This is a genomic window from Acinetobacter sp. AG3, assembly GCF_022343575.1.
GTDB lineage: Bacteria > Pseudomonadota > Gammaproteobacteria > Pseudomonadales > Moraxellaceae > Acinetobacter > Acinetobacter guillouiae.
In genome coordinates, this window is sequence record NZ_JAKQZD010000003.1 from 37956 (window position 1) to 57322 (window position 19367).

General features: G+C 44.8%; 20 protein-coding genes and 5 pseudogenes. 9 read left to right on the forward strand and 16 right to left on the reverse strand.

Annotated features, from left to right (window positions below; translation table 11 throughout):
* Position 1: 1 nt before the first annotated feature.
* From L3V46_RS22620 to L3V46_RS22640, 5 genes and pseudogenes are all read right to left on the reverse strand, one after another.
* Complete coding sequence (locus L3V46_RS22620) at positions 2-730, reverse strand: DUF6602 domain-containing protein (RefSeq protein WP_020753579.1); 729 nt, start codon at positions 728-730, stop codon at positions 2-4.
* Complete coding sequence (locus L3V46_RS22625; protein WP_020753578.1) at positions 727-1668, reverse strand: AAA family ATPase; 942 nt, start codon at positions 1666-1668, stop codon at positions 727-729. The genes L3V46_RS22620 and L3V46_RS22625 overlap by 4 nt, the downstream gene beginning before the upstream one ends.
* Positions 1665-2180: a hypothetical protein gene (locus L3V46_RS22630; RefSeq protein WP_020753577.1), complete on the reverse strand. Its 516-nt coding sequence runs from the start codon at positions 2178-2180 to the stop codon at positions 1665-1667. Before L3V46_RS22630 ends, L3V46_RS22625 begins: the two co-directional genes overlap by 4 nt.
* A gap of 7 nt (positions 2181-2187) precedes the next feature.
* A complete protein-coding gene (locus L3V46_RS22635; RefSeq protein ID WP_020753576.1) occupies positions 2188-3153 on the reverse strand; it encodes a CBASS oligonucleotide cyclase in 966 nt (321 codons plus the stop codon).
* 325 nt (positions 3154-3478) lie between these two features.
* Positions 3479-4240, reverse strand: a pseudogene (locus L3V46_RS22640) (IS3-like element ISAba19 family transposase); the annotation flags it as partial.
* Between the two features lie 201 nt (positions 4241-4441).
* Here L3V46_RS22640 and cml point away from each other — a divergent pair.
* From cml to L3V46_RS22655, 3 genes are all read left to right on the forward strand, one after another.
* Positions 4442-5707, forward strand: a complete 1266-nt coding sequence (gene cml, locus L3V46_RS22645; protein ID WP_020753574.1) for a CmlA/FloR family chloramphenicol efflux MFS transporter — start codon at positions 4442-4444, stop codon at positions 5705-5707.
* A complete protein-coding gene (locus L3V46_RS22650) occupies positions 5700-6905 on the forward strand; it encodes an ISL3 family transposase (RefSeq protein WP_020753573.1) in 1206 nt (401 codons plus the stop codon). Before cml ends, L3V46_RS22650 begins: the two co-directional genes overlap by 8 nt.
* Positions 6906-7420: 515 nt before the next feature.
* Positions 7421-7987: a recombinase family protein gene (locus L3V46_RS22655; RefSeq protein ID WP_004812033.1), complete on the forward strand. Its 567-nt coding sequence runs from the start codon at positions 7421-7423 to the stop codon at positions 7985-7987.
* Between the two features lie 370 nt (positions 7988-8357).
* Here the strand turns inward: L3V46_RS22655 and L3V46_RS22660 are convergent, their stop codons facing one another.
* Positions 8358-9062 (reverse strand): IS6-like element IS26 family transposase, encoded by a 705-nt coding sequence (locus L3V46_RS22660; RefSeq protein WP_001067858.1) that lies wholly within the window; start codon positions 9060-9062, stop codon positions 8358-8360.
* 112 nt (positions 9063-9174) lie between these two features.
* Positions 9175-9990: an aminoglycoside O-phosphotransferase APH(3')-Ia gene (locus L3V46_RS22665; protein ID WP_000018326.1), complete on the reverse strand. Its 816-nt coding sequence runs from the start codon at positions 9988-9990 to the stop codon at positions 9175-9177.
* Positions 9991-10119: 129 nt separating this feature from the next.
* On the opposite strand from L3V46_RS22665, the pseudogene L3V46_RS22670 reads away from it, so the two are divergent.
* A pseudogene (locus tag L3V46_RS22670) lies at positions 10120-10194 on the forward strand (IS6 family transposase); the annotation flags it as partial.
* A gap of 49 nt (positions 10195-10243) precedes the next feature.
* Here L3V46_RS22670 and L3V46_RS22675 read toward each other — a convergent pair.
* The 4 genes and pseudogenes from L3V46_RS22675 to L3V46_RS22690 all read right to left on the reverse strand — a co-directional run.
* A complete protein-coding gene (locus tag L3V46_RS22675) occupies positions 10244-10948 on the reverse strand; it encodes an IS6-like element IS26 family transposase (protein WP_001067858.1) in 705 nt (234 codons plus the stop codon).
* A gap of 209 nt (positions 10949-11157) precedes the next feature.
* Positions 11158-11700: an AAA family ATPase gene (locus tag L3V46_RS22680; RefSeq protein ID WP_000587837.1), complete on the reverse strand. Its 543-nt coding sequence runs from the start codon at positions 11698-11700 to the stop codon at positions 11158-11160.
* 12 nt (positions 11701-11712) lie between these two features.
* Positions 11713-12573, reverse strand: a complete 861-nt coding sequence (aac(3)-IId, locus tag L3V46_RS22685) for an aminoglycoside N-acetyltransferase AAC(3)-IId (RefSeq protein WP_000557454.1) — start codon at positions 12571-12573, stop codon at positions 11713-11715.
* A 132-nt stretch (positions 12574-12705) separates the two neighbouring features.
* Positions 12706-13197, reverse strand: a pseudogene (locus tag L3V46_RS22690) (IS3-like element ISAba14 family transposase); the annotation flags it as partial.
* Positions 13198-13253: 56 nt separating this feature from the next.
* Here L3V46_RS22690 and L3V46_RS22695 point away from each other — a divergent pair.
* Together L3V46_RS22695 and L3V46_RS22700 are read left to right on the forward strand one after the other, a co-directional pair.
* On the forward strand, positions 13254-13958 hold the full coding sequence (locus tag L3V46_RS22695; RefSeq protein WP_001067784.1) for an IS6-like element IS1006 family transposase: 705 nt from the start codon (positions 13254-13256) through the stop codon (positions 13956-13958).
* A 51-nt stretch (positions 13959-14009) separates the two neighbouring features.
* Positions 14010-14417, forward strand: a pseudogene (locus L3V46_RS22700) (recombinase family protein); the annotation flags it as partial.
* A 242-nt stretch (positions 14418-14659) separates the two neighbouring features.
* Here the strand turns inward: L3V46_RS22700 and tet(39) are convergent.
* Entirely contained in the window at positions 14660-15847 is a 1188-nt protein-coding gene (gene tet(39) / locus L3V46_RS22705; protein WP_065996278.1) for a tetracycline efflux MFS transporter Tet(39), read from the reverse strand.
* A gap of 65 nt (positions 15848-15912) precedes the next feature.
* Between tet(39) and L3V46_RS22710 the strand changes: the two genes are divergently transcribed.
* From L3V46_RS22710 to L3V46_RS22720, 3 genes are all read left to right on the forward strand, one after another.
* Positions 15913-16554: a TetR/AcrR family transcriptional regulator C-terminal domain-containing protein gene (locus tag L3V46_RS22710; protein WP_004787586.1), complete on the forward strand. Its 642-nt coding sequence runs from the start codon at positions 15913-15915 to the stop codon at positions 16552-16554.
* 323 nt (positions 16555-16877) lie between these two features.
* Positions 16878-17174, forward strand: a complete 297-nt coding sequence (locus L3V46_RS22715) for a type II toxin-antitoxin system RelE/ParE family toxin (RefSeq protein WP_004787583.1) — start codon at positions 16878-16880, stop codon at positions 17172-17174.
* Between the two features lie 3 nt (positions 17175-17177).
* Entirely contained in the window at positions 17178-17468 is a 291-nt protein-coding gene (locus tag L3V46_RS22720) for an addiction module antidote protein (protein ID WP_004787581.1), read from the forward strand.
* Positions 17469-17566: 98 nt separating this feature from the next.
* Here L3V46_RS22720 and L3V46_RS22725 read toward each other — a convergent pair whose 3' ends face one another.
* The 4 genes and pseudogenes from L3V46_RS22725 to L3V46_RS22740 form a co-directional block, all read right to left on the reverse strand.
* Positions 17567-17869 (reverse strand): helix-turn-helix domain-containing protein, encoded by a 303-nt coding sequence (locus tag L3V46_RS22725; RefSeq protein ID WP_001140620.1) that lies wholly within the window; start codon positions 17867-17869, stop codon positions 17567-17569.
* A complete protein-coding gene (locus L3V46_RS22730) occupies positions 17862-18218 on the reverse strand; it encodes a type II toxin-antitoxin system RelE/ParE family toxin (RefSeq protein WP_004967307.1) in 357 nt (118 codons plus the stop codon). The genes L3V46_RS22725 and L3V46_RS22730 overlap by 8 nt, the downstream gene beginning before the upstream one ends.
* A 220-nt stretch (positions 18219-18438) precedes the next feature.
* Positions 18439-19275 (reverse strand): aminoglycoside O-phosphotransferase APH(6)-Id, encoded by an 837-nt coding sequence (locus tag L3V46_RS22735; RefSeq protein ID WP_000480968.1) that lies wholly within the window; start codon positions 19273-19275, stop codon positions 18439-18441.
* Positions 19275-19367, reverse strand: a pseudogene (locus L3V46_RS22740) (APH(3'') family aminoglycoside O-phosphotransferase); the annotation flags it as partial. The gene L3V46_RS22735 and the pseudogene L3V46_RS22740, both read right to left, overlap by 1 nt.

Consider the following 19367-nt stretch of genomic DNA (forward strand, 5'->3'; position numbering starts at 1 on the left):
ACTAATCTGATAACCATTCGGCATATGCATTCACATCGATCATTGGCACAGTACCGCTAAACTGCAACATTGAAATAAGCTGGAATAGAAACGCAGTTGCTGGTTTTCTTTCTGATACAAATGTATAAGCTTTACTAGTAGAATCCCAAATAAAGTGTCCGTGTGCTGCTACACATCCGATATCTATATGATCTATCTCTGTGCTTCCATCCCCTAAAGCGTTCCTTAATGGTTCACCATCACATGGTGACCAATCACTTTCTAGCGTTAGAATTCCACCTAAGATAGGAATTAATGGTTTTGCTGGATAAGTTCCCTTAGCATAAGGTATTGGTAAGCTGGTGCGATGCAACGCTCTTACTGAAGCTATTTTTTGTCGAGCATATGCAACATGTGAAGCATTAATTGTTTGTTTTGCTTCGAAAACAGCATAAACACTTTCAGCTGGGATGATTGTTTGTCCTTCATATTTGAAAATGAAAGGAGAATACTGTCTATCATAAACTACGATATCAATTTGCTCACTGAAAATGCCATTACTATCTACAATGAAAGCTTTATCCGCAGAGTAGCGTTGCGGAAGATAAGTATTAAGCATCTCAAGCCATACTGACTCACTAGCATCACCTTTTGTTCCAGGATGGGAAAATGATTGTCGTGCAATTTCAAGGCGAAGTTGGATATCTTTATGGAAATTACTAAATAATGTTGATAACGACCACTCACTCATATTTTTCTCTCTTCAAATGGTGGCGTTGGATTCATTTGATTAGTGATTTCCAATGCTCGTTCAAACTTAACGCTATGCGCTGGATAGGCATCAAGAACAATTGTTGGGAGAAGTCGCTGAGTTAAATCGGAAAAAGTAAAACCACAACTATCTGCTTTCTCGCCTGTTGCGGCCACAAAGTGATTAATTTCATCATCATTAAAACCTAGAGCCTGAAGAGATTTACTGAGAACAGCATAACGTTGTATTTCATTAGGTCGTTCAAAAGTTAGAATATCTGCTGCTCTGCGTTTAACCGCGGGATCAAGTGCTCCAATCCGATTTGTACACATAATAACGGCAGCTGGCAATTGACCATTAGCAATTCGATCAATACCCCGTATAAATGCGTTAACTCCTGCACGGTCTTCATGATGCATTTGAGCTGATTCTCGAGATTGGGCAAGAGCATCTGCTTCATCTACTAAAAGAATGACAGCTCCACGTGCTGTACCGTCTGCATTTTTAAGTCTAGTGGCGGCTTCTACTGTATAGTCAAATGCGGCTGATAAAAGTTGAGTCATTTCTCCAACACGACCTTGTCCTCTACTTGATAAACTAAGAGGATACAAGGTGATATCAATATTGTCCTGTCGTGCAACAGCATCACCGATAGTTTCCGCGAGTTCTGTTTTTCCTGAACCAACATCTCCTGCTAATACCACAAGTGGTGGACGACGAAGTACATACTTCAATAAATCTTCAGCATCAGGATGGAATTGTTGTGCCCAAGTTCTTAAACCTGAAGGGTTAACTAGAAGGCTAAGTATCTTAGTAAGACGAGCTTTTTGATCATCAAGCCCAACCAGTTTTGCTAATCTTTCTTGAGGCTCGAAATCTGGGAAATTAAGTCTTTTCTCGAAAAGTTGATCAAGTGATGGTGTATTATGTGAAGTCATTTATTGCTCCTTACGCTTGCTCTACTCAATGCTTTCCCTCCAGCTGAGTAATTTTTATCAGTTTCCAAATATCCGTTTACTGTTGGTTCTTGAGCACCAGTACGCTGATATGGCATCCGTGCTTCAAAAGCATCTTTTTGGGCTTGGTTGAGGGCATTCCATGTAGATGAATAAGTATGGTAATTATAGAATGATGCTCCTGAAGTATCGGCCCCTGGCCTTACGCGACCAGGGTCATCATCAGTAGCTCCCGTTCCAGAAAGATCAAGTGCCGTGTATCTCAGCGTGGGTTCAATCCATTGATCGTTGCGTTTAAATCCCAAAGTGAGAGTACCAAAATAGCCGGCCTTTAGAAGCTCAATCACTTCTGTTTCAATATTTGCAATATGATCGTCTGTAGGTCGCTCATAAAATCGTTGCATACGCTTCAAGTCTGCCGCAACCTTTGCTGCCATATGACGTGCATGAGTAACAGTAAAAGTCGTTGACTCGGTGCTAGTAAAGCTAGACATATTTCATTTACCCCTGGAATGATGCACCAAAAACTTTTTGCCAGTAGTACACAGTCTCTTGCTTGGTCGGTGCGGATAAAGCTGCGTCAATAGCATCACCTGCATCAAGTGCAGCCTCGTAAATTGCGCTAGCATTGGAGTCTGTATACAACTGACTGACATTGTTAGAAGCGTTCACAGGATCAATGATTTGAACACGAGTATTAAAGTTTTCAACCGTAGATGCTGGATAATAATCAGTAAATAAAACCTTTTCTTTGAGGTCAGTCTTTGCAAGATAGGTGAAAAAATGCTGAAGAGCTTCAGGATAGTCGGCTAATGACAAGCCTCGATCACACAAGTGTGCGAGTATCAACTCTATCATGAATGATTTAAATCTGAACCCTTCATTAGCAGCTTTCATTCGGGCTGCCCAAAATTTTATTAATCGAACTACTTGAGAAAAATGTTCAGGCTGAGCTTGTTTACGTTTCCTTATAAATTCAAGATGATAAGGAATATTCGTCATCAGAAATGAACCGTTGTCTTGGCTTACTAAATTCCCATACCAATTCGGATTTCCATCATACAATATTGGTACTACATCAACATCCAATCCAGAACCACGAAAAGAAACCGTTACACAGAAAGTTTTTGGCTGAACCTGATCTGGAGAAAAGTTTGGGAATGCTTTACGCAACCGCTCTGCAAGATACTCCATGAGTGTATTTACATCACGTGGTGCATCAGCCCCACTGATATAACATGCCACATCAATGTCGTTAAGAGAGCGTAGTGCCGTACCTTTAGCTAGACTTCCAGCCAACATCATTTTTTTGAGAGTGAAATCTGGATGTTCACTTAAATAATTCTCAAGTCTATCGCGCAGACGTTTTGCTTGTGCTCGAAATTCATTTGCTTTTTCTTTTGGTAGATTGACCCTTTCTTGAGCAAAACGGGCAATATCTTGATGACTTACGTGTTCTCGGGTCATGGGTATTTTCCATAAGTTACATATCAAAATCGACATGATATAAAACTATTTTTTTAATTTATGTTGAAAAACTAATCAACTGTTTTATGACGAATTAGATTGAATAATGAGCTTTCAGCTTTAAGGCTTTTTTTAGGACGGTTAAAAGCTACTAGGTAATTATATAAATGGAGTCTGGGTGAGTTAGCTTGCCGCCAAGTTCTATCGACTATTTTTAGTCGCTGGCTCACGTAAATCGTCATTTGATACACTTCGATGCCTTGCGAATGTATTAATAGTAACTGCAGTGAACCGTACCGGGTTTGTCGGAGACTTTTTATTTAAGTTAAGCCACCTGACCTAACGGGTTAATCTTATCATAGTACATTGCTTCAAACTCAAAAGGCGACACATAACCCAGTGCACTGTGTACACGCTTTTTATTGAACCAATCTACCCAGTTTAGTGTCGCAAGTTGTACATCTGCTAAACCTTGCCAATCTGCTTTTAAATATTCAATCACCTCTGTTTTGTATAAGCCATTCACCGTTTCAGCCAAAGCATTATCGTATGAATCACCAGTTGTACCGACTGATGCTCGTAAATTTGCTGCTTCTAAACGATTGGTATAGCGAATCGAAAGATATTGCACACCCCTGTCGGAATGATGAATCACATTCTTTGGCATGCCTCGATCGTGCAATGCTTGCTCCAATGCATCGAGCACCATATCTGTATTCATCCGTGTAGATACTTTCCATCCAACAATTGCTCGTGAGAACACATCAATAACAAATGCGGTATATACCCAGCCTGAATGAGTTTGAATATAGGTAAAGTCACCCACCCATAGTTGGTTTGGATGATCAGCATTAAAATTACGTTTCACTAAATCATCTGCCCGTTTTTGGTCATCTCGGTTACGGGTGGTTTGTTTATTCTTACCACGCCAAACACCTTGTATACCTAGCTTTTGCATCAATCGAGCAACTGTACAACGTGCAATAACATAACCCTCACGTTTCAATTTTTGCCAAACTTTACGTACACCATATCGACCTTAACTTTCTTTCCAAATACGTTTCATTTGCTCTGCATGATTATAAAGACTAAAAAATAGGTTCTTTGCACTTTAGCGTGAAGATTGTTACGATATGGACTCATCCATGAGATAACCCGCACATGAGCGCTACCAAGAAAGCAGACAAGTAAGCCGCAGCAACCTTCGTTTTCGGTTGTTGCGGCGTTCTCAAGAACCTAGTTGCTCTGCAAGAGCGCCGCCAAATTCTTAACTTAAGGAGATGGCTTCGTGCGCTCAAAAGATTTTTCTTGGCGGTATTCTCTTCCCGCCACGCTATTGCTGTTATCACCATTCGATTTGCTGGCGTCACTGGGCATGGATATGTACCTGCCCGTGGTGCCTTTCATGGCGGATGCACTTGGGTCCGGTGCAGGGACGATCCAGCTGACGTTGACGGCATACCTGGTTTTGCTTGGAGCCGGACAGCTTCTCTTCGGCCCACTGTCGGATCGGCTGGGTCGCCGCCCCGTTTTACTTGGTGGCGGGATTGCCTATATTGCGGCTTCATTCGGCCTCACCGTAGTTTCATCGCCAGAACTTTTTCTGAGCTTCCGCGTTCTTCAGGCCTGCGGCGCTTCGGCATGTCTCGTTTCCACTTTCGCGACGGTACGCGACATCTATTCGGGCCGTGAGGAAAGCAACGTCATCTATGGCTTGCTCGGCTCTATGCTTGCGATGGTTCCTGCGATAGGCCCACTGCTAGGAGCGCTGGTCGACGCGTGGCTCGGATGGCGCGCAATCTTCGGCTTGCTAGGGATGGCAATGATAGGCGCTGTTATCGCAGCCTGGCGACTCTGGCCAGAGACTCGGCGGCACCGGACGGCAGACCTACAGTGGTCGCAGCTATTGACTCCTGTGAAACACCTGAACTTCTGGCTGTACACGCTCTGTTACAGCGCGGGGATGGGCAGCTTTTTCGTCTTTTTCTCGACCGCCCCCTGGCTAATGATGGGGAGGCAAGGGTTATCGCAACTTAGCTTCAGCTTGCTATTTGCTACAGTGGCCATCGCTATGATGGCTACAGCGCGAATCATGGGACGACTGATTCCCCGGTGGGGAAGCCTGAAGACCTTACGAGTGGGAATGGGGTGTCTGATGGCGGGAGCGCTGTTGCTCGCTGTTGGCGAGACATTGGCACCGGTCTCGGTGCTTGGCTTCATCGCCCCGATGTGGCTCGTGGGTGTTGGTATCGCCACTGCGGTATCGGTGGCACCCAATGCCGCTCTTCGAGGTTTCGATCATATCGCTGGGACCGCTACAGCAGTCTACTTCTGTTTGGGTGGACTACTGTTAGGGATTATCGGGACACTCATTATTACGCTTTTATCGACTGGTACCACCTGGCCGATCATCGCTTATTGCCTCATCCTCGCAACAGCAGTGCTTTGTCTGTCCTGCATCAATCCCAACAGACGCCATCTCAGCCAAGAAGAACATGATGCCTTGGCGCTACAAGGCACCGATAGCGCGCAATCGGTCCATGATCATGACTAGCGCTGATGTTTGGAGCCTGTTCTGGAAGGGCTTTTCGCCAGCGTCTCATGGGCTTCTAGATGAACAGACTTTGCTGATCCGTCTTACACACGACGAGGAGCATACGCCAATTTGTAGCCGATGCGATTGCCCTTGTTTCCTGGTACATGACATCAATTGGCGCCGAGTTCGCGAGTCACCAATTATGCAGTATCGCGTCGAGTTGGATGTACCTGTGCGGCGGCTGCGTTGTCCACAATGCGGTCCAACCAGAGAGCGGATCGATTGGCTACCACCGCGCTCCCGTATTACGCAATCATTGCGCAACTGGATTGAGAAATTAGTACAGATGCTGCCCGTCAGTCATGTTGCCAATCTTTTGGGCTTGCATTGGCATACAGTCAAGACTATTGACATGGAGCGGCTCAAACGTGATTTGCACGAGCCAGATCGAAGTCGATTGCGCCGCCTGATGATGGACGAATTCGCCTTGCACAAGGGTCATCGCTACGCCACGGTGGTCGCCTGTGCCGACACCCAGCAAGTGGTGTGGATTGGCGAGGGCCGCTCGCGTGAGGCGATCCGGCCGTTCTTCGAGTGGTTAGGCGATGCCCGGAACCAGATCGAGGCAGTGGCCATGGACATGAACTCAGCCTTCGATCTTGAAGTGAAGGCCCAGTGCCCCAACGCGGTGGTGGTCTACGACCTGTTCCATGTGGTGGCTAAGTATGGCCGCGAAGTGATGGATAGAGTGCGAGTTGATCAGGCCAATCAACTGCGAGATGACAAGGTCGCCCGCAAGGTGATCAAAAGCAGCCGTTGGATACTGTTACGCAATGCTGACAACCTTGAGCCCGAGCAGGCGGTCAAGCTGGACGAACTCCTGGCCGCCAATGCGTTCTTGACTACGGTGTACGTGCTCAAGGACCAACTTAAGACGCTATGGTTTGCGGAAAGCGAGACGACGGCCAGAAGCGCCTGGCGGGAATGGGCCGGCATGGCCCTCGGTAGCGGAATTGATGCTTTGGTACGATTTGCCAAGAAGCTGGAGCCATATATGGAGGGTATCGTTTCCAGTGCCCTCCACCGGCTGAACACCAGCGTGCTGGAGGGCATGAACAACCGGATCAAAGTCATTAAGCGGATGGCCTATGGATACCGCGACACGGACTACTTCTTCCTCAAGATCCGTGCTGCATTTCCCGGCAAAGTGCGATGAACTAAAAAATAGAGCCTAATGGCTCTATTTTTTTGATTTCGTGAAATTAATGAAATTTGTAACAATCTCGAAATATGTGCCAAAAATCTCACATCAATTGTCTTTCAGCGCTGTCATTTAGCGAAAGTTCTTGTAGAACACCATTTAATTTTATTTTAGAAATCCAAATTTAAATGACACCTGTCATGTCGTTCAACGGTCGTTATTGGGTTTTGAATCATATAATTTATTATTGATAGTAAAAAAGGCTGCGAATTGCAGCCTTTTCATTTGGTCGTCTATGACAACTTATGTGTCGTTCTTTGCCAACTTATGTGTCACGTGACGGCAAGAGTCACTTATCGTATTTTATAAGCTTTAATGTATCTTTAAAGTATACCCTAAAATTACATTTTAAAAGTTCTTAAAAACATGTACCATTTAAATGTTTTTTAATCATAAGTAACATGTAACTTTGGTATTAAAGATTTATAATTTACGAAATTGTTCATTTTTATCCAATTGGGGCGTAAAAAGTGAAAGGCCAAAAAGTAGGCTATGTGCGAGTGAGTTCGGTCGAGCAAAATACGGGACGTCAACTTGAGGGAATTGAAGTCGACCGGATTTTTGTTGACCGTGCTTCAGGTAAAAATACCGACCGACCGAAATTTCAGGAAATGTTGAATTATGTCCGGGAAGGAGACCGGGTGATAGTACATTCCATGGATCGTTTTGCGCGAAGCTTAAAAGATTTGGTGACTGAAGTGGATAAACTGGTCAAACGAGGGATTGCCATCCAGTTTGTAAAAGAAAATATTACTTTTACGGCCCAATCCACCCCGATGGATAATTTGATGCTGCAACTGATGGGTGCTTTTGCACAGTTTGAACGTGAGATCATTTTAGAGCGGCAAAAGGAAGGAATTAAACTTGCCTCTTCTCAAGGGAAGTACAAAGGCCGGGTACATAAATTGAAACCTGATCAGGCTGAAGCTTTGCGACAAGACTGGAAGGAAGGGAAGTACCCTTCAAAAATGGCATTAGGCCAGGCATTTGGAATTAGTCGCCAAGCGGTATATCGGTATTTAAAAGCCGGGAAATAACTCAATTGAAATTGGCGACTATATTTAGTTTAGCTTATGAAAATCGTGAAACGTTGATTAAATAATAAGTGCAGAAAGCAAAGAGTTACTAATTTTATACAATATAAGTTTTTGATTTATAATTAATTAACTCGATTGCAATCTAGCTTTTTCAGCAACGATTTATCTTTTTTAAAATAGTATTAATTTATTTTTTTGAGAACAAACCTTAACAAAATTACAAGTTTGTAATTTTGTCGTCATTCGGATGTATATATTTACTCATTATTATAAGTAAAGATTTTTTTGGTCCAAGATATGATTAGATTCAATAATATGGGCACTGTTGCAAAGTTAGCGATGAGGCAGCCTTTTGTCTTATTCAAAGGCCTTACATTTCAAAAACTCTGCTTACCAGGCGCATTTCGCCCAGGGGATCACCATAATAAAATGCTGAGGCCTGGCCTTTGCGTAGTGCACGCATCACCTCAATACCTTTGATGGTGGCGTAAGCCGTCTTCATGGATTTAAATCCCAGCGTGGCGTTGATTATCCGTTTCAGTTTGCCATGATCGCATTCAATCACGTTGTTCCGGTACTTAATCTGTCGGTGTTCAACGTCAGACGGGCACCGGCCTTCGCGTTTGAGCAGAGCAAGCGCGCGACCATAGGCGGGCGCTTTATCCGTGTTGATGAATCGTGGGATCTGCCACTTCTTCACGTTGTTGAGGATTTTACCCAGAAACCGGTATGCAGCTTTGCTGTTACGACGGGAGGAGAGATAAAAATCGACAGTGCGGCCCCGGCTGTCGACGGCCCGGTACAGATACGCCCAGCGGCCATTGACCTTCACGTAGGTTTCATCCATGTGCCACGGGCAAAGATCGGAAGGGTTACGCCAGTACCAGCGCAGCCGTTTTTCCATTTCAGGCGCATAACGCTGAACCCAGCGGTAAATCGTGGAGTGATCGACATTCACTCCGCGTTCAGCCAGCATCTCCTGCAGCTCACGGTAACTGATGCCGTATTTGCAGTACCAGCGTACGGCCCACAGAATGATGTCACGCTGAAAATGCCGGCCTTTGAATGGGTTCATGTGCAGCTCCATCAGCAAAAGGGGATGATAAGTTTATCACCACCGACTATTTGCAACAGTGCCAAGCGCGGTGTCCGGAATTTCAGGTTTGTGTCTCTACAAAGACTAACTATCAGAAAAACTCATCGAGCATCAAATGAAACTGCAATTTATTCATATCAGGATTATCAATACCATATTTTTGAAAAAGCCGTTTCTGTAATGAAGGAGAAAACTCACCGAGGCAGTTCCATAGGATGGCAAGATCCTGGTATCGGTCTGCGATTCCGACTCGTCCAACATCAATACAACCTATTAATTTCCCCTCGTCAAAAATAAGGTTATCAAGTGAGAAATCACCATGAGTGACGACTGAATCCGGTGAGAATGGCAAAAGCTTATGCATTTCTTTCCAGACTTGTTCAACAGGCCAGCCATTACGCTCGTCATCAAAATCACTAGCATCAACCAAACCGTTATTCATTCGTGATTGCGCCTGAGCGAGACGAAATACGCGATCGCTGTTAAAAGGACAATTACAAACAGGAATCGAATGCAACCGGCGCAGGAACACTGCCAGCGCATCAACAATATTTTCACCTGAATCAGGATATTCTTCTAATACCTGGAATGCTGTTTTCCCGGGGATCGCAGTGGTGAGTAACCATGCATCATCAGGAGTACGGATAAAATGCTTGATGGTCGGAAGAGGCATAAATGCCGTCAGCCAGTTTAGTCTGACCATCTCATCTGTAACATCATTGGCAACGCTACCTTTGCCATGTTTCAGAAACAACTCTGGCGCATTGGGCTTCCCATACAATCGATAGATTGTCGCACCTGATTGCCCGACATTATCGCGAGCCCATCTATACCCATATAAATCAGCATCCAGGTTGGAATTTAATCGCGGCCTCGAGCAAGACGTTTCCCGTTGAATATGGCTCATAACACCCCTTGTATTACTGTTTATGTAAGCAGACAGTTTTATTGTTCATGATGATATATTTTTATCGGCACTGTTGCAAATAGTCGGTGGTGATAAACTTATCATCCCCTTTTGCTGATGGAGCTGCACATGAACCCATTCAAAGGCCGGCATTTTCAGCGTGACATCATTCTGTGGGCCGTACGCTGGTACTGCAAATACGGCACTGTTGCAAAGTTAGCGATGAGGCAGCCTTTTGTCTTATTCAAAGGCCTTACATTTCAAAAACTCTGCTTACCAGGCGCATTTCGCCCAGGGGATCACCATAATAAAATGCTGAGGCCTGGCCTTTGCGTAGTGCACGCATCACCTCAATACCTTTGATGGTGGCGTAAGCCGTCTTCATGGATTTAAATCCCAGCGTGGCGTTGATTATCCGTTTCAGTTTGCCATGATCGCATTCAATCACGTTGTTCCGGTACTTAATCTGTCGGTGTTCAACGTCAGACGGGCACCGGCCTTCGCGTTTGAGCAGAGCAAGCGCGCGACCATAGGCGGGCGCTTTATCCGTGTTGATGAATCGTGGGATCTGCCACTTCTTCACGTTGTTGAGGATTTTACCCAGAAACCGGTATGCAGCTTTGCTGTTACGACGGGAGGAGAGATAAAAATCGACAGTGCGGCCCCGGCTGTCGACGGCCCGGTACAGATACGCCCAGCGGCCATTGACCTTCACGTAGGTTTCATCCATGTGCCACGGGCAAAGATCGGAAGGGTTACGCCAGTACCAGCGCAGCCGTTTTTCCATTTCAGGCGCATAACGCTGAACCCAGCGGTAAATCGTGGAGTGATCGACATTCACTCCGCGTTCAGCCAGCATCTCCTGCAGCTCACGGTAACTGATGCCGTATTTGCAGTACCAGCGTACGGCCCACAGAATGATGTCACGCTGAAAATGCCGGCCTTTGAATGGGTTCATGTGCAGCTCCATCAGCAAAAGGGGATGATAAGTTTATCACCACCGACTATTTGCAACAGTGCCCGAAAATCTGCTTCTCTGTGAGAGTACGGGTTCGAGTCCCGTCGTCCGCACCACAAAGCCAAACATCCCTGCGATGATCGACCTCTGGGCGTTTGGTCGTGAGCCCGCCACCCTCGCGCTACGCTTTGCGCAGGCGTCGAAGGCGATCAGGTGCGCCCATCGATTCCGTCGAGCACCATCGCTGCGAGTTCATCGCTGGTGTGTGCACCACTATCGAGAACACGGGTTGTGCATGGAAGCCGTTCCCTTGCGGCCAAGCATCGGGCGACATTCGCTAATCGCCACTCTCGAATCTCCGCATTTCGATTCGGGTCAGGATGCATGGTCTGGTTCGCGATCCGGTGACGCAATAGGTCCTCGTTGAGCGTCAGAAAGATGTGCAGCAGCTGATCGTCGATCCGCCTTACCCCGTCGAGTATCTCAGTCAGATAGTCCGGGTGCACGAGCGTCATTGGGATGATGATGTCCTGCGAGTAATTCCTTCGAATCTCCCTGACCGCCGCGATCGTAAGTCCCCTCCACAAGGGGAGATCCTGATAGTCTCCGCTCGCTGGCATGGGGACCGTTTCTTTCACCACGAACCCGATTTCCTCGGGGTCAAAGATCAGCGATTTGGAACGCCGATCGCGCAGCCGCTTAGCGAGCGTCGTCTTTCCGGCGCCGAAAGGTCCGTTGATCCAGATTATCATTGTCGACGGCCTCTAACCTGAAGGCTCGCAAGAGCGCTCGACGGCCTCGTGCGGAGGCACGATCGGAGTGGTTCCGAAATGCTTCTCAAGATAGGTGACGCCGAACGTCACGATGTCCTGCGCGTCGAACAGGTAGCACTGAGCAAAGCCCACGACACCTTCTCGATGGCGACCGAGCTTCACGTAAGCATTTGCTATAGTTTCAACCGCATCCGGCTTTCCTTCGATAGCAAAGCAATCGAGAATGCCGTTTGAATCGTAATCCGATGCCGTTTTCCAGGCGACTTCACCGTCTCTTCCAAGCATCGGCATCTCATACGTCACCCACCGTTTGTTGGGGATATCGGCAACCGCCTCGGCGTAGTGCAATGCGGTAACGGAGTTTAGCGGCGCACCCAACAGCAGGGCCTTCCCGCCAAGGCGAACGAACCGCTCGACGGGCGATCCTTCCCCCAAGGCGTGACCGAGTTCGTGAGGCTCCGTCAGCGTTTCAGCCAGCGGACCAACCGCGACCATCGATGCATCGGGGTGCGCGCTGCGCCGCGCGCCGGGGGCTTGAACCAGAAATTGATTCAGCAGGCCGAACCCACGGTAAGTCCCGGCTGTTGCGGGATCGAACGGCAGCCAGGTACGGCGGGCTTCGTCATCCAGCCGAGCGCCATTCAGAGTCTCCTCGTAGGGTGATCGGTCCCACGACGCGTATCCCATCACAGTGCCAGTCGGCCCAACCGCGGAGCGTAACGCGGCAACGACCGTCTCCGCTCCTCCTTCGACCGGACCAATCGCTTTAAGTGAGGCATGCACCATCAAGAGGTCACCGGTTTGGACTCCGAGTTTTTGAAGCGCCTCCGTTATTGCCTTCCGCGTATGCATCGCGATATCTCCTCTAAACTGCAAAACACTATACCTATCGAGATATCACTCTACTATACCTATCGAGATATAGAGGTGGTCCCACTTGTTTGAACAACTAAAAGCGTATTTATAAGTGATATTCCGCTCTAGTTAAGCCACCTTGTTTTGTTGGGGTAGCTGATCATAGTAAAACTCATTTGGTGTCATTTTGTCTAGACTCGAATGAGGTCGTTTCAAATTATAAAACTCAAAATATGCACTTAATTGCTTTTTCGCATCTGTGACACTGCTATAAGCTTTGAGATACACCTCTTCATATTTAACGCTCCGCCATAATCGTTCAACCATCACATTATCTACCCATCGACCTTTACCATCCATACTGATTTGAATGCCATTTGATTTCAATACATCAATAAATGCATCACTGGTAAACTGGCTGCCTTGGTCTGTATTAAATATTTCAGGTCGACCATATTTTTCAATCGCTTCATTTAAAGCCGAAATACAAAAATCCACCTCCATACTAATCGATACCCTATGCGCAAGTACCTTGCGGCTATGCCAATCAATCACAGCACATAAATAAACAAAGCCTTTTGCCATAGGGATATACGTTATATCCGTAGACCACACGGCACTGTTGCAAATAACCACGAATGGTAAGCTGAAGACTGTTTTAGCTAAAGGTGCAGCATATGAATCCTTTCCATGGTCGGCATTTTCAGGGCGAAATCATTCTTTGGGCTGTGCGCTGGTATTGTAAATATGGCATTAGCTATCGTGAACTGCAGGAAATGCTGGCCGAACGGGGTGTGAATGTTGATCACACGACTATTTACCGTTGGGTTCAACGTTATGCTCCTGAAATAGAAAAACGTTTACGCTGGTATTGGCGTAATCCTACAGATCTGAGCTCGTGGCATATTGATGAAACCTATGTAAAAGTGAATGGACGATGGTCTTATCTGTATCGTGCAGTCGATCAACGTGGCGATACCATTGATTTTTATCTTTCTTCTAGACGTAATACCAAATCAGCATATTGTTTTCTTGGAAAAATTTTAAATAATGTGAAGAAGTGGCAAATTCCACAAGTGATCAACACGGATAAAGCACCCACATATGGACGTGCTTTATCACGGTTAAAACGGGAAGGTAAATGTCCACCAGACCTTGAGCACAGGCAGATTAAGTATAAAAATAACGTGATTGAATGTGATCATGGCAAGCTAAAGCGGATCATCAGGGCCACATTAGGATTCAAATCTATGAAGACGGCTTATGCCACAATTAAAGGTATTGAAGTCATGCGTGCACTACGTAAAGGACAAGCATCGTCATTTTATTATGGTCAGCCTCAGGGTGAAGTGTGTCTAATCAACAGGGTTTTCGGTCTCTAAGTACTTTTTAAAGGGAACATCATCGACTCAAATCTCTATTTGCAACAGTGCCAAGGGGACAGGGTGATTGTACATTCAATGGATCGTTTTGCGCGAAGCCTAAAAGATTTGGTCACTGAAGTAGATAAACTGGTCAAACGAGGGATCGCCATCCAGTTTGTAAAAGAAAATATTACTTTTACAGCCGAATCCACCCCGATGGATAATTTGATGCTTCAAATGATGGGTGCTTTTGCACAGTTCGAACGTGAGATCATTTTAGAGCGGCAAAAGGAAGGAATAAAACTGGCCTCTGCTCAGGGGAAGTACAAAGGTCGGGTGCATAAACTAAAGCCTGACCAAGCTGAAGCTTTACGACAAGCATGGAAGGAGGGGAAGTATCCATCGAAAATGGCATTAGGGAAAGCTTTTGGGATTAGTCGTCAGGCGGTATACCGATATTTACAAGTTAGTGAATAGCTTATTGGGATTAGCAACTAAATTTAGTTTAACTTATAAAAATCATGAAACACTGTTCGAATTTTAAGCGTGGAACATGAATAATCAATAAAAAGCCGCTCTGGTGCCCTATATTTCAGAACGGCTTGCTTTAATATAATGATATTTAAAGAGAAATATCAAGCATTACGTATAAGGTGTATTATGTTAATTTTAGATAAACTATAGAATCCATTAGTTTTTAAACCAATAAATTAAATATTTTATGGAACTCCAGAATATTTATTCAGGCGATACTTAAGCAATAAGGGTAGGGTGATTACATAAAGTATTGCAGCTAATGCCCATACCATTCCAGGAGCTGATGCCTGAGTCATAAAATAGAGGCTAGTAACTAATACAGGACCAATTATAGCCCCCAGACTATTAAAACTGCTTAATAGCCCTTGTAATTCACCTTGTCTTTCATCACTAATACCTCTGGACATCATTGCTTGCAAAGCAGGAACGGCTACTCCACCAAGGGCAAACAATGGTAACAACGCAAAAGGCACCCATTCTTCAACAGCAATAGATAAAAGAAGTAAACCAATTGCATCGCAAGCTATTCCACATAACAACGTATTTTTCTCTCCAAACCTCTTTACCATAGGGGCGATAGCAAAAGCCTGTGCAATAGAATGGCATATTCCATAACTAGCAAGGGAAACACCTGCAATAAATATACTCCAGCCATAACGATCCTGCCCATAGATAACCCATAAAGTTGCGGGGACTTGTGAAACCAATGTGATAATTAAAAAGATACCAAGCAATGGAGCCATATTAGGTTGAGTGATCAAATAGGATAATTTCTTTAATATTGATTGCTCCTGAACCTTCTCAGTCATTTTATTGCTGTGTTTTGATTCTTTTAATAAGACTGCTGTCATTATTAAATTAATCCCATTCATAAAAGCAGCAGCAAAGAACGGTGCATGTAAGTTCCATTCACCCAAAACTCCACCTATTACCGGACCCGCTATAAACCCAATACCAAAGACAGCTCCAAGGAGACCAAACCTTTTTGCACGCTCATGGGCTGGAGTAATATCTGAAACATAAGCTGTTGCAACAGCCATGTTGGCACCTGTAATTCCCGCAAAAATACGACCAATATATAGCCACAATAGAGAAGGAGCAGCAGCCATTAGGAGATAATCAGCCGTTGCACCAGCAATTGAAATAATTAATACAGGTCGACGTCCAAATCGGTCACTCAACGCTCCAAGGATAGGTGTAAAAATGAACTGCATCAGAGCATACACAGCTAATAAAGCACCATAGTGAACACCGCCTGCTTCAGCTCCAGCCAATGACCGTAATAATTCAGGCAAGATCGGCATAATTAAACCAATCCCAACAGCATCCAGAAATATAGTGATTAAAATCACGCTCAATGATTTCTTCACAAATGCCTTCTCTAGCAATGATAGAATTAATATTCTCTCACACACTCCCTATCAGTGATAGATTTATGAGTAAAAAAGATATTGCACCTCAACGTCTGACACGTGAAATAGTCCTGCGTACCGCATTGGATATGTTGAATGAAGAAGGCATAGATTCAATAACCACACGCAAGCTAGCTCAACGATTGGGTATTAAATCTCCAACTCTATATTGGCATTTCAAGAATAAATCCTTGTTAATGGAAGCAATGGCGGAAACCATTATAAATGAACACCATTTAGTTTCTTTACCCATCGATGGGATGACATGGCAAGATTGGTTGCTCGCTAATTCTGTAAGCTTTCGTCGAGCACTACTAGCTTACCGTGATGGTGCTCGTCTACATGCAAGAACTAGCCCCAGTCAAGGACATTTCAACACGATTGAGGCCCAAGTTGCGCTGTTATCTCATGCTGGGTTTTCTCCTGTTGAAGCAGTTGCATTACTTATGACATTAGGAAGGTTTATTGTTGGGTGGGTCCTTGAGGAGCAGCAAGAAGAAATAAGATCAGACCCACCATTCGAAGCCGATCCAACTATATATCCACTCATGCTCCAAGGAGTGAATACCTTACAAAATATGAATGCGGATGACATTTTTGAAAATGGGATTCGTATGGTGATTATCGGTGCTGAAAGACAACTTGATATTAAAATGCAAACTTAACTCTATACTGCTTTAAGCAACTGTTCTATTTAGTAATAAAGCTTTTATCCTTAATTATTTAACATAATAGAGCTTATACGAAACGCAATTTAAAATATTATTGTTTTTCATATAGTTATAAAATTTTGACTGACTTCAAAAACAGTAAAAAGCCGACTTAGAAACAAGTCGGCTTTTTTATGAGCAGGTTTGATACCTTTTGCCAAGAACATAGGTTATTAAATAATCAATTGATAAAATATATTCTTATTATTTCATTTACTCATAAAATATATTCATTATAATGTTGTGTATTCGATCGAATACAATAAAGAGGAACTTTCATGACCGAGATTAAACGTCTCCCTGAATTTGATGAATGGCTAGATAGCATTAAAGACAGTATGACCCGTCTTAAACTGAATCGAAGATTAGATAAGGTTCAGCGTGGTAATTGGGGCGATGTAAAGCATCTTCAAGAAGGTGTTTGGGAAATGCGAGAGTTCTTCGGACCAGGTTGGCGCATGTATTACATCAAACATGGTGATGTAATCATTGTGATGCTTGGAGGTGGTGATAAATCTACACAGCAAAAGGATATAGAACGAGCTGTTGATTTATCAAAATCTTTAGAGGATTGAAAAATGGTTAAAATAGCTGATCTACCTAGCTTTGACATGGCAGAAGCACTTAAGAGTGAAGAAGATATTGTAATGTATCTTAATATGGTTCTTGAAGAGAATGACCCTGCTGAACTAGCTCATGCACTTGGTGTAATTGCTAAAGCTCGTGGTATGACTCAAATCGCTAAAGAAGCAGGAATTGGACGTGAAGCACTTTACAAAGCACTCCGTCAAGATTCAGCACCTCGTTTTGATACGATTAATCGTGTAGTAAATGCTTTAGGTCTAAAACTAACTGTGCAGAATGCATAACTATTAATAAAATTTTGTCTAAGTTCCATCTTATTTAACATAAAATCTCTTATGCGAAATTTCATAAAAATGGGAGTCTTTAGCTCCCATTTTTATTGTTAAACATTGAATCCTATATGTTTTCCTGTTGGAAGCTCTACATCAATACGGAGCTTCCCGCCCATTGCCTCAACATACTTTTTCATGGTTGAAATCTTAAGATCATTGCCACGATTTTCTATTGCTGAAAGCGATGGCTGTTTTATTCCCAAAGTTTCAGCAAGTTCCTTTTGAGAGATTTCAAGTTCTTCACGAATAAGATGAAGCTGATTTTCTAGCAGTAATTCATCTGCCATTTTTTGAATACGGGCTTGGCTCTCTGGAGAGCGGCTAGCTAACAATTCTTGCAGAGTCTTAGCCATTAGATTTATCTCCTAGGGTGGTGAGATGAAGTTGGTATTGTTCATCTGCAATATCCAGCATGTCTTTATAAAAACGCTTTTTACTGCCTTTATCAGCAATACATAGAACAATAGCCTGTCGTAAAGGATCAAATGCGAAGAAAGCTCTCAGTGGTTTACCTCGATGTTGAACACGAAGCTCTTTCATGTTGGTAAATTTAGAGTCATAGACAGTATCTACTAAAGGGCGGCCTAAACTTGGTCCTTGCTGCTGTAGAACAACTAGGGCAGCCAGAACCTTCTCTTGTGTTGATTCGTCTTGCTGTTCAAGCCATTCATTAAATAGATCTGTCGTAATGACTATCCACATACCACAACCAAAATATAGATTATAGTCTATATTTTAGGAGCATTATGCTTGTTTTGCAAATGAGAAATGATAGGCAATAAAAAACCCCAGCATCCTGCCGGGGTTTTTCATATTGGGGTCGTTTGCGGGAAGGGGCGGAATCCTACGCTAAGGCTTTGGCCAGCGATATTCTCCGGTGAGATTGATGTGTTCCCAGGGGATAGGAGAAGTCGCTTGATATCTAGTATGACGTCTGTCGCACCTGCTTGATCGCGGCCGCGATAGCTAGATCGCGTTGCTCCTCTTCTCCATCCGCGTTCCAAGCTGCGGAAAGGCACCCATAAGCGTACGCCTGGTCGAGCAGGCGACGCGGATCGACGTCCAGCGCACGAGAGAATGCGTCCGCCATCTGTGCAATGCGTCTAGGATCGAGACAAAGGTCGTCTCTGTCAGCCGGATCGTAGAACATATTGGCGGCGCCAAAGCCCACTTCACCGACCAGACCGACGGGATCTATCACCAGCCAGCCGCGACTGGAGAACATGATGTTTTCATGATGCAGATCGCCATGTAGCCCACGCAGTTCCGAGGCATTGCTCATCATTTGATCGGCTATAATCGCCGCGTGGACGTAGTCAGTTTGACAACCTGCGTTTTGATCATCGCGCGCCCGCTGAAACAAAGCTGCAAAGCGATCCCGGATCGGGAGAAGGGCAGAAGGCAGGGGTTCCTCAGATGCGGCATACAGCTTCGCCATTAGTTCCGCTGCAATTTCGGTCGCCTGGTAGTCGCCGTGCTCGGCAACGATGTGAGAGAGCATTCGCTCCCCGGCATATTCGAGCAACATCAGATTGTTCTCACGACCGAGCAACCGGACTGCTCCCCTCCCATTGCGCCATACCAGATAGTCGGCCCCGCGCAGTTCATCAGCAATGTCTTCTATAGGTTTCAATCCCTTGACGATTGCAGGAGTCCCGTCTGGCAATGAAACTTTCCAAACGAGGCTGGAAAAGGTGTCCGCAATGAGAACAGGTTGCGAAACGTGCCAATGAGCAGGAAAAACAGGCGGCATGAACATCAACCCCAAGTCAGAGGGTCCAATCGCAGATAGAAGGCAAGGCGTTCGCGGTCGGGGGCTTCGATCCCCAATACATTGAATAGGACAGCGAA

Bases quoted from the DNA above. Each gene is read 5' to 3' on its own strand.
- L3V46_RS22620 (WP_020753579.1), bottom strand. From the start codon at position 730: ATGAGTGAGTGGTCGTTATCAACATTATTTAGTAATTTCCATAAAGAT.
- L3V46_RS22625 (WP_020753578.1), bottom strand. From the start codon at position 1,668: ATGACTTCACATAATACACCATCACTTGATCAACTTTTCGAGAAAAGA.
- L3V46_RS22630 (WP_020753577.1), bottom strand. From the start codon at position 2,180: ATGTCTAGCTTTACTAGCACCGAGTCAACGACTTTTACTGTTACTCAT.
- L3V46_RS22635 (WP_020753576.1), bottom strand. From the start codon at position 3,153: ATGACCCGAGAACACGTAAGTCATCAAGATATTGCCCGTTTTGCTCAA.
- L3V46_RS22650 (WP_020753573.1), top strand. From the start codon at position 5,700: ATGACTAGCGCTGATGTTTGGAGCCTGTTCTGGAAGGGCTTTTCGCCA.
- L3V46_RS22660 (WP_001067858.1), bottom strand. From the start codon at position 9,062: ATGAACCCATTCAAAGGCCGGCATTTTCAGCGTGACATCATTCTGTGG.
- L3V46_RS22665 (WP_000018326.1), bottom strand. From the start codon at position 9,990: ATGAGCCATATTCAACGGGAAACGTCTTGCTCGAGGCCGCGATTAAAT.
- L3V46_RS22675 (WP_001067858.1), bottom strand. From the start codon at position 10,948: ATGAACCCATTCAAAGGCCGGCATTTTCAGCGTGACATCATTCTGTGG.
- L3V46_RS22680 (WP_000587837.1), bottom strand. From the start codon at position 11,700: ATGATAATCTGGATCAACGGACCTTTCGGCGCCGGAAAGACGACGCTC.
- L3V46_RS22695 (WP_001067784.1), top strand. From the start codon at position 13,254: ATGAATCCTTTCCATGGTCGGCATTTTCAGGGCGAAATCATTCTTTGG.
- L3V46_RS22710 (WP_004787586.1), top strand. From the start codon at position 15,913: ATGAGTAAAAAAGATATTGCACCTCAACGTCTGACACGTGAAATAGTC.
- L3V46_RS22715 (WP_004787583.1), top strand. From the start codon at position 16,878: ATGACCGAGATTAAACGTCTCCCTGAATTTGATGAATGGCTAGATAGC.
- L3V46_RS22720 (WP_004787581.1), top strand. From the start codon at position 17,178: ATGGTTAAAATAGCTGATCTACCTAGCTTTGACATGGCAGAAGCACTT.
- L3V46_RS22725 (WP_001140620.1), bottom strand. From the start codon at position 17,869: ATGGCTAAGACTCTGCAAGAATTGTTAGCTAGCCGCTCTCCAGAGAGC.
- L3V46_RS22730 (WP_004967307.1), bottom strand. From the start codon at position 18,218: ATGTGGATAGTCATTACGACAGATCTATTTAATGAATGGCTTGAACAG.
- L3V46_RS22735 (WP_000480968.1), bottom strand. From the start codon at position 19,275: ATGTTCATGCCGCCTGTTTTTCCTGCTCATTGGCACGTTTCGCAACCT.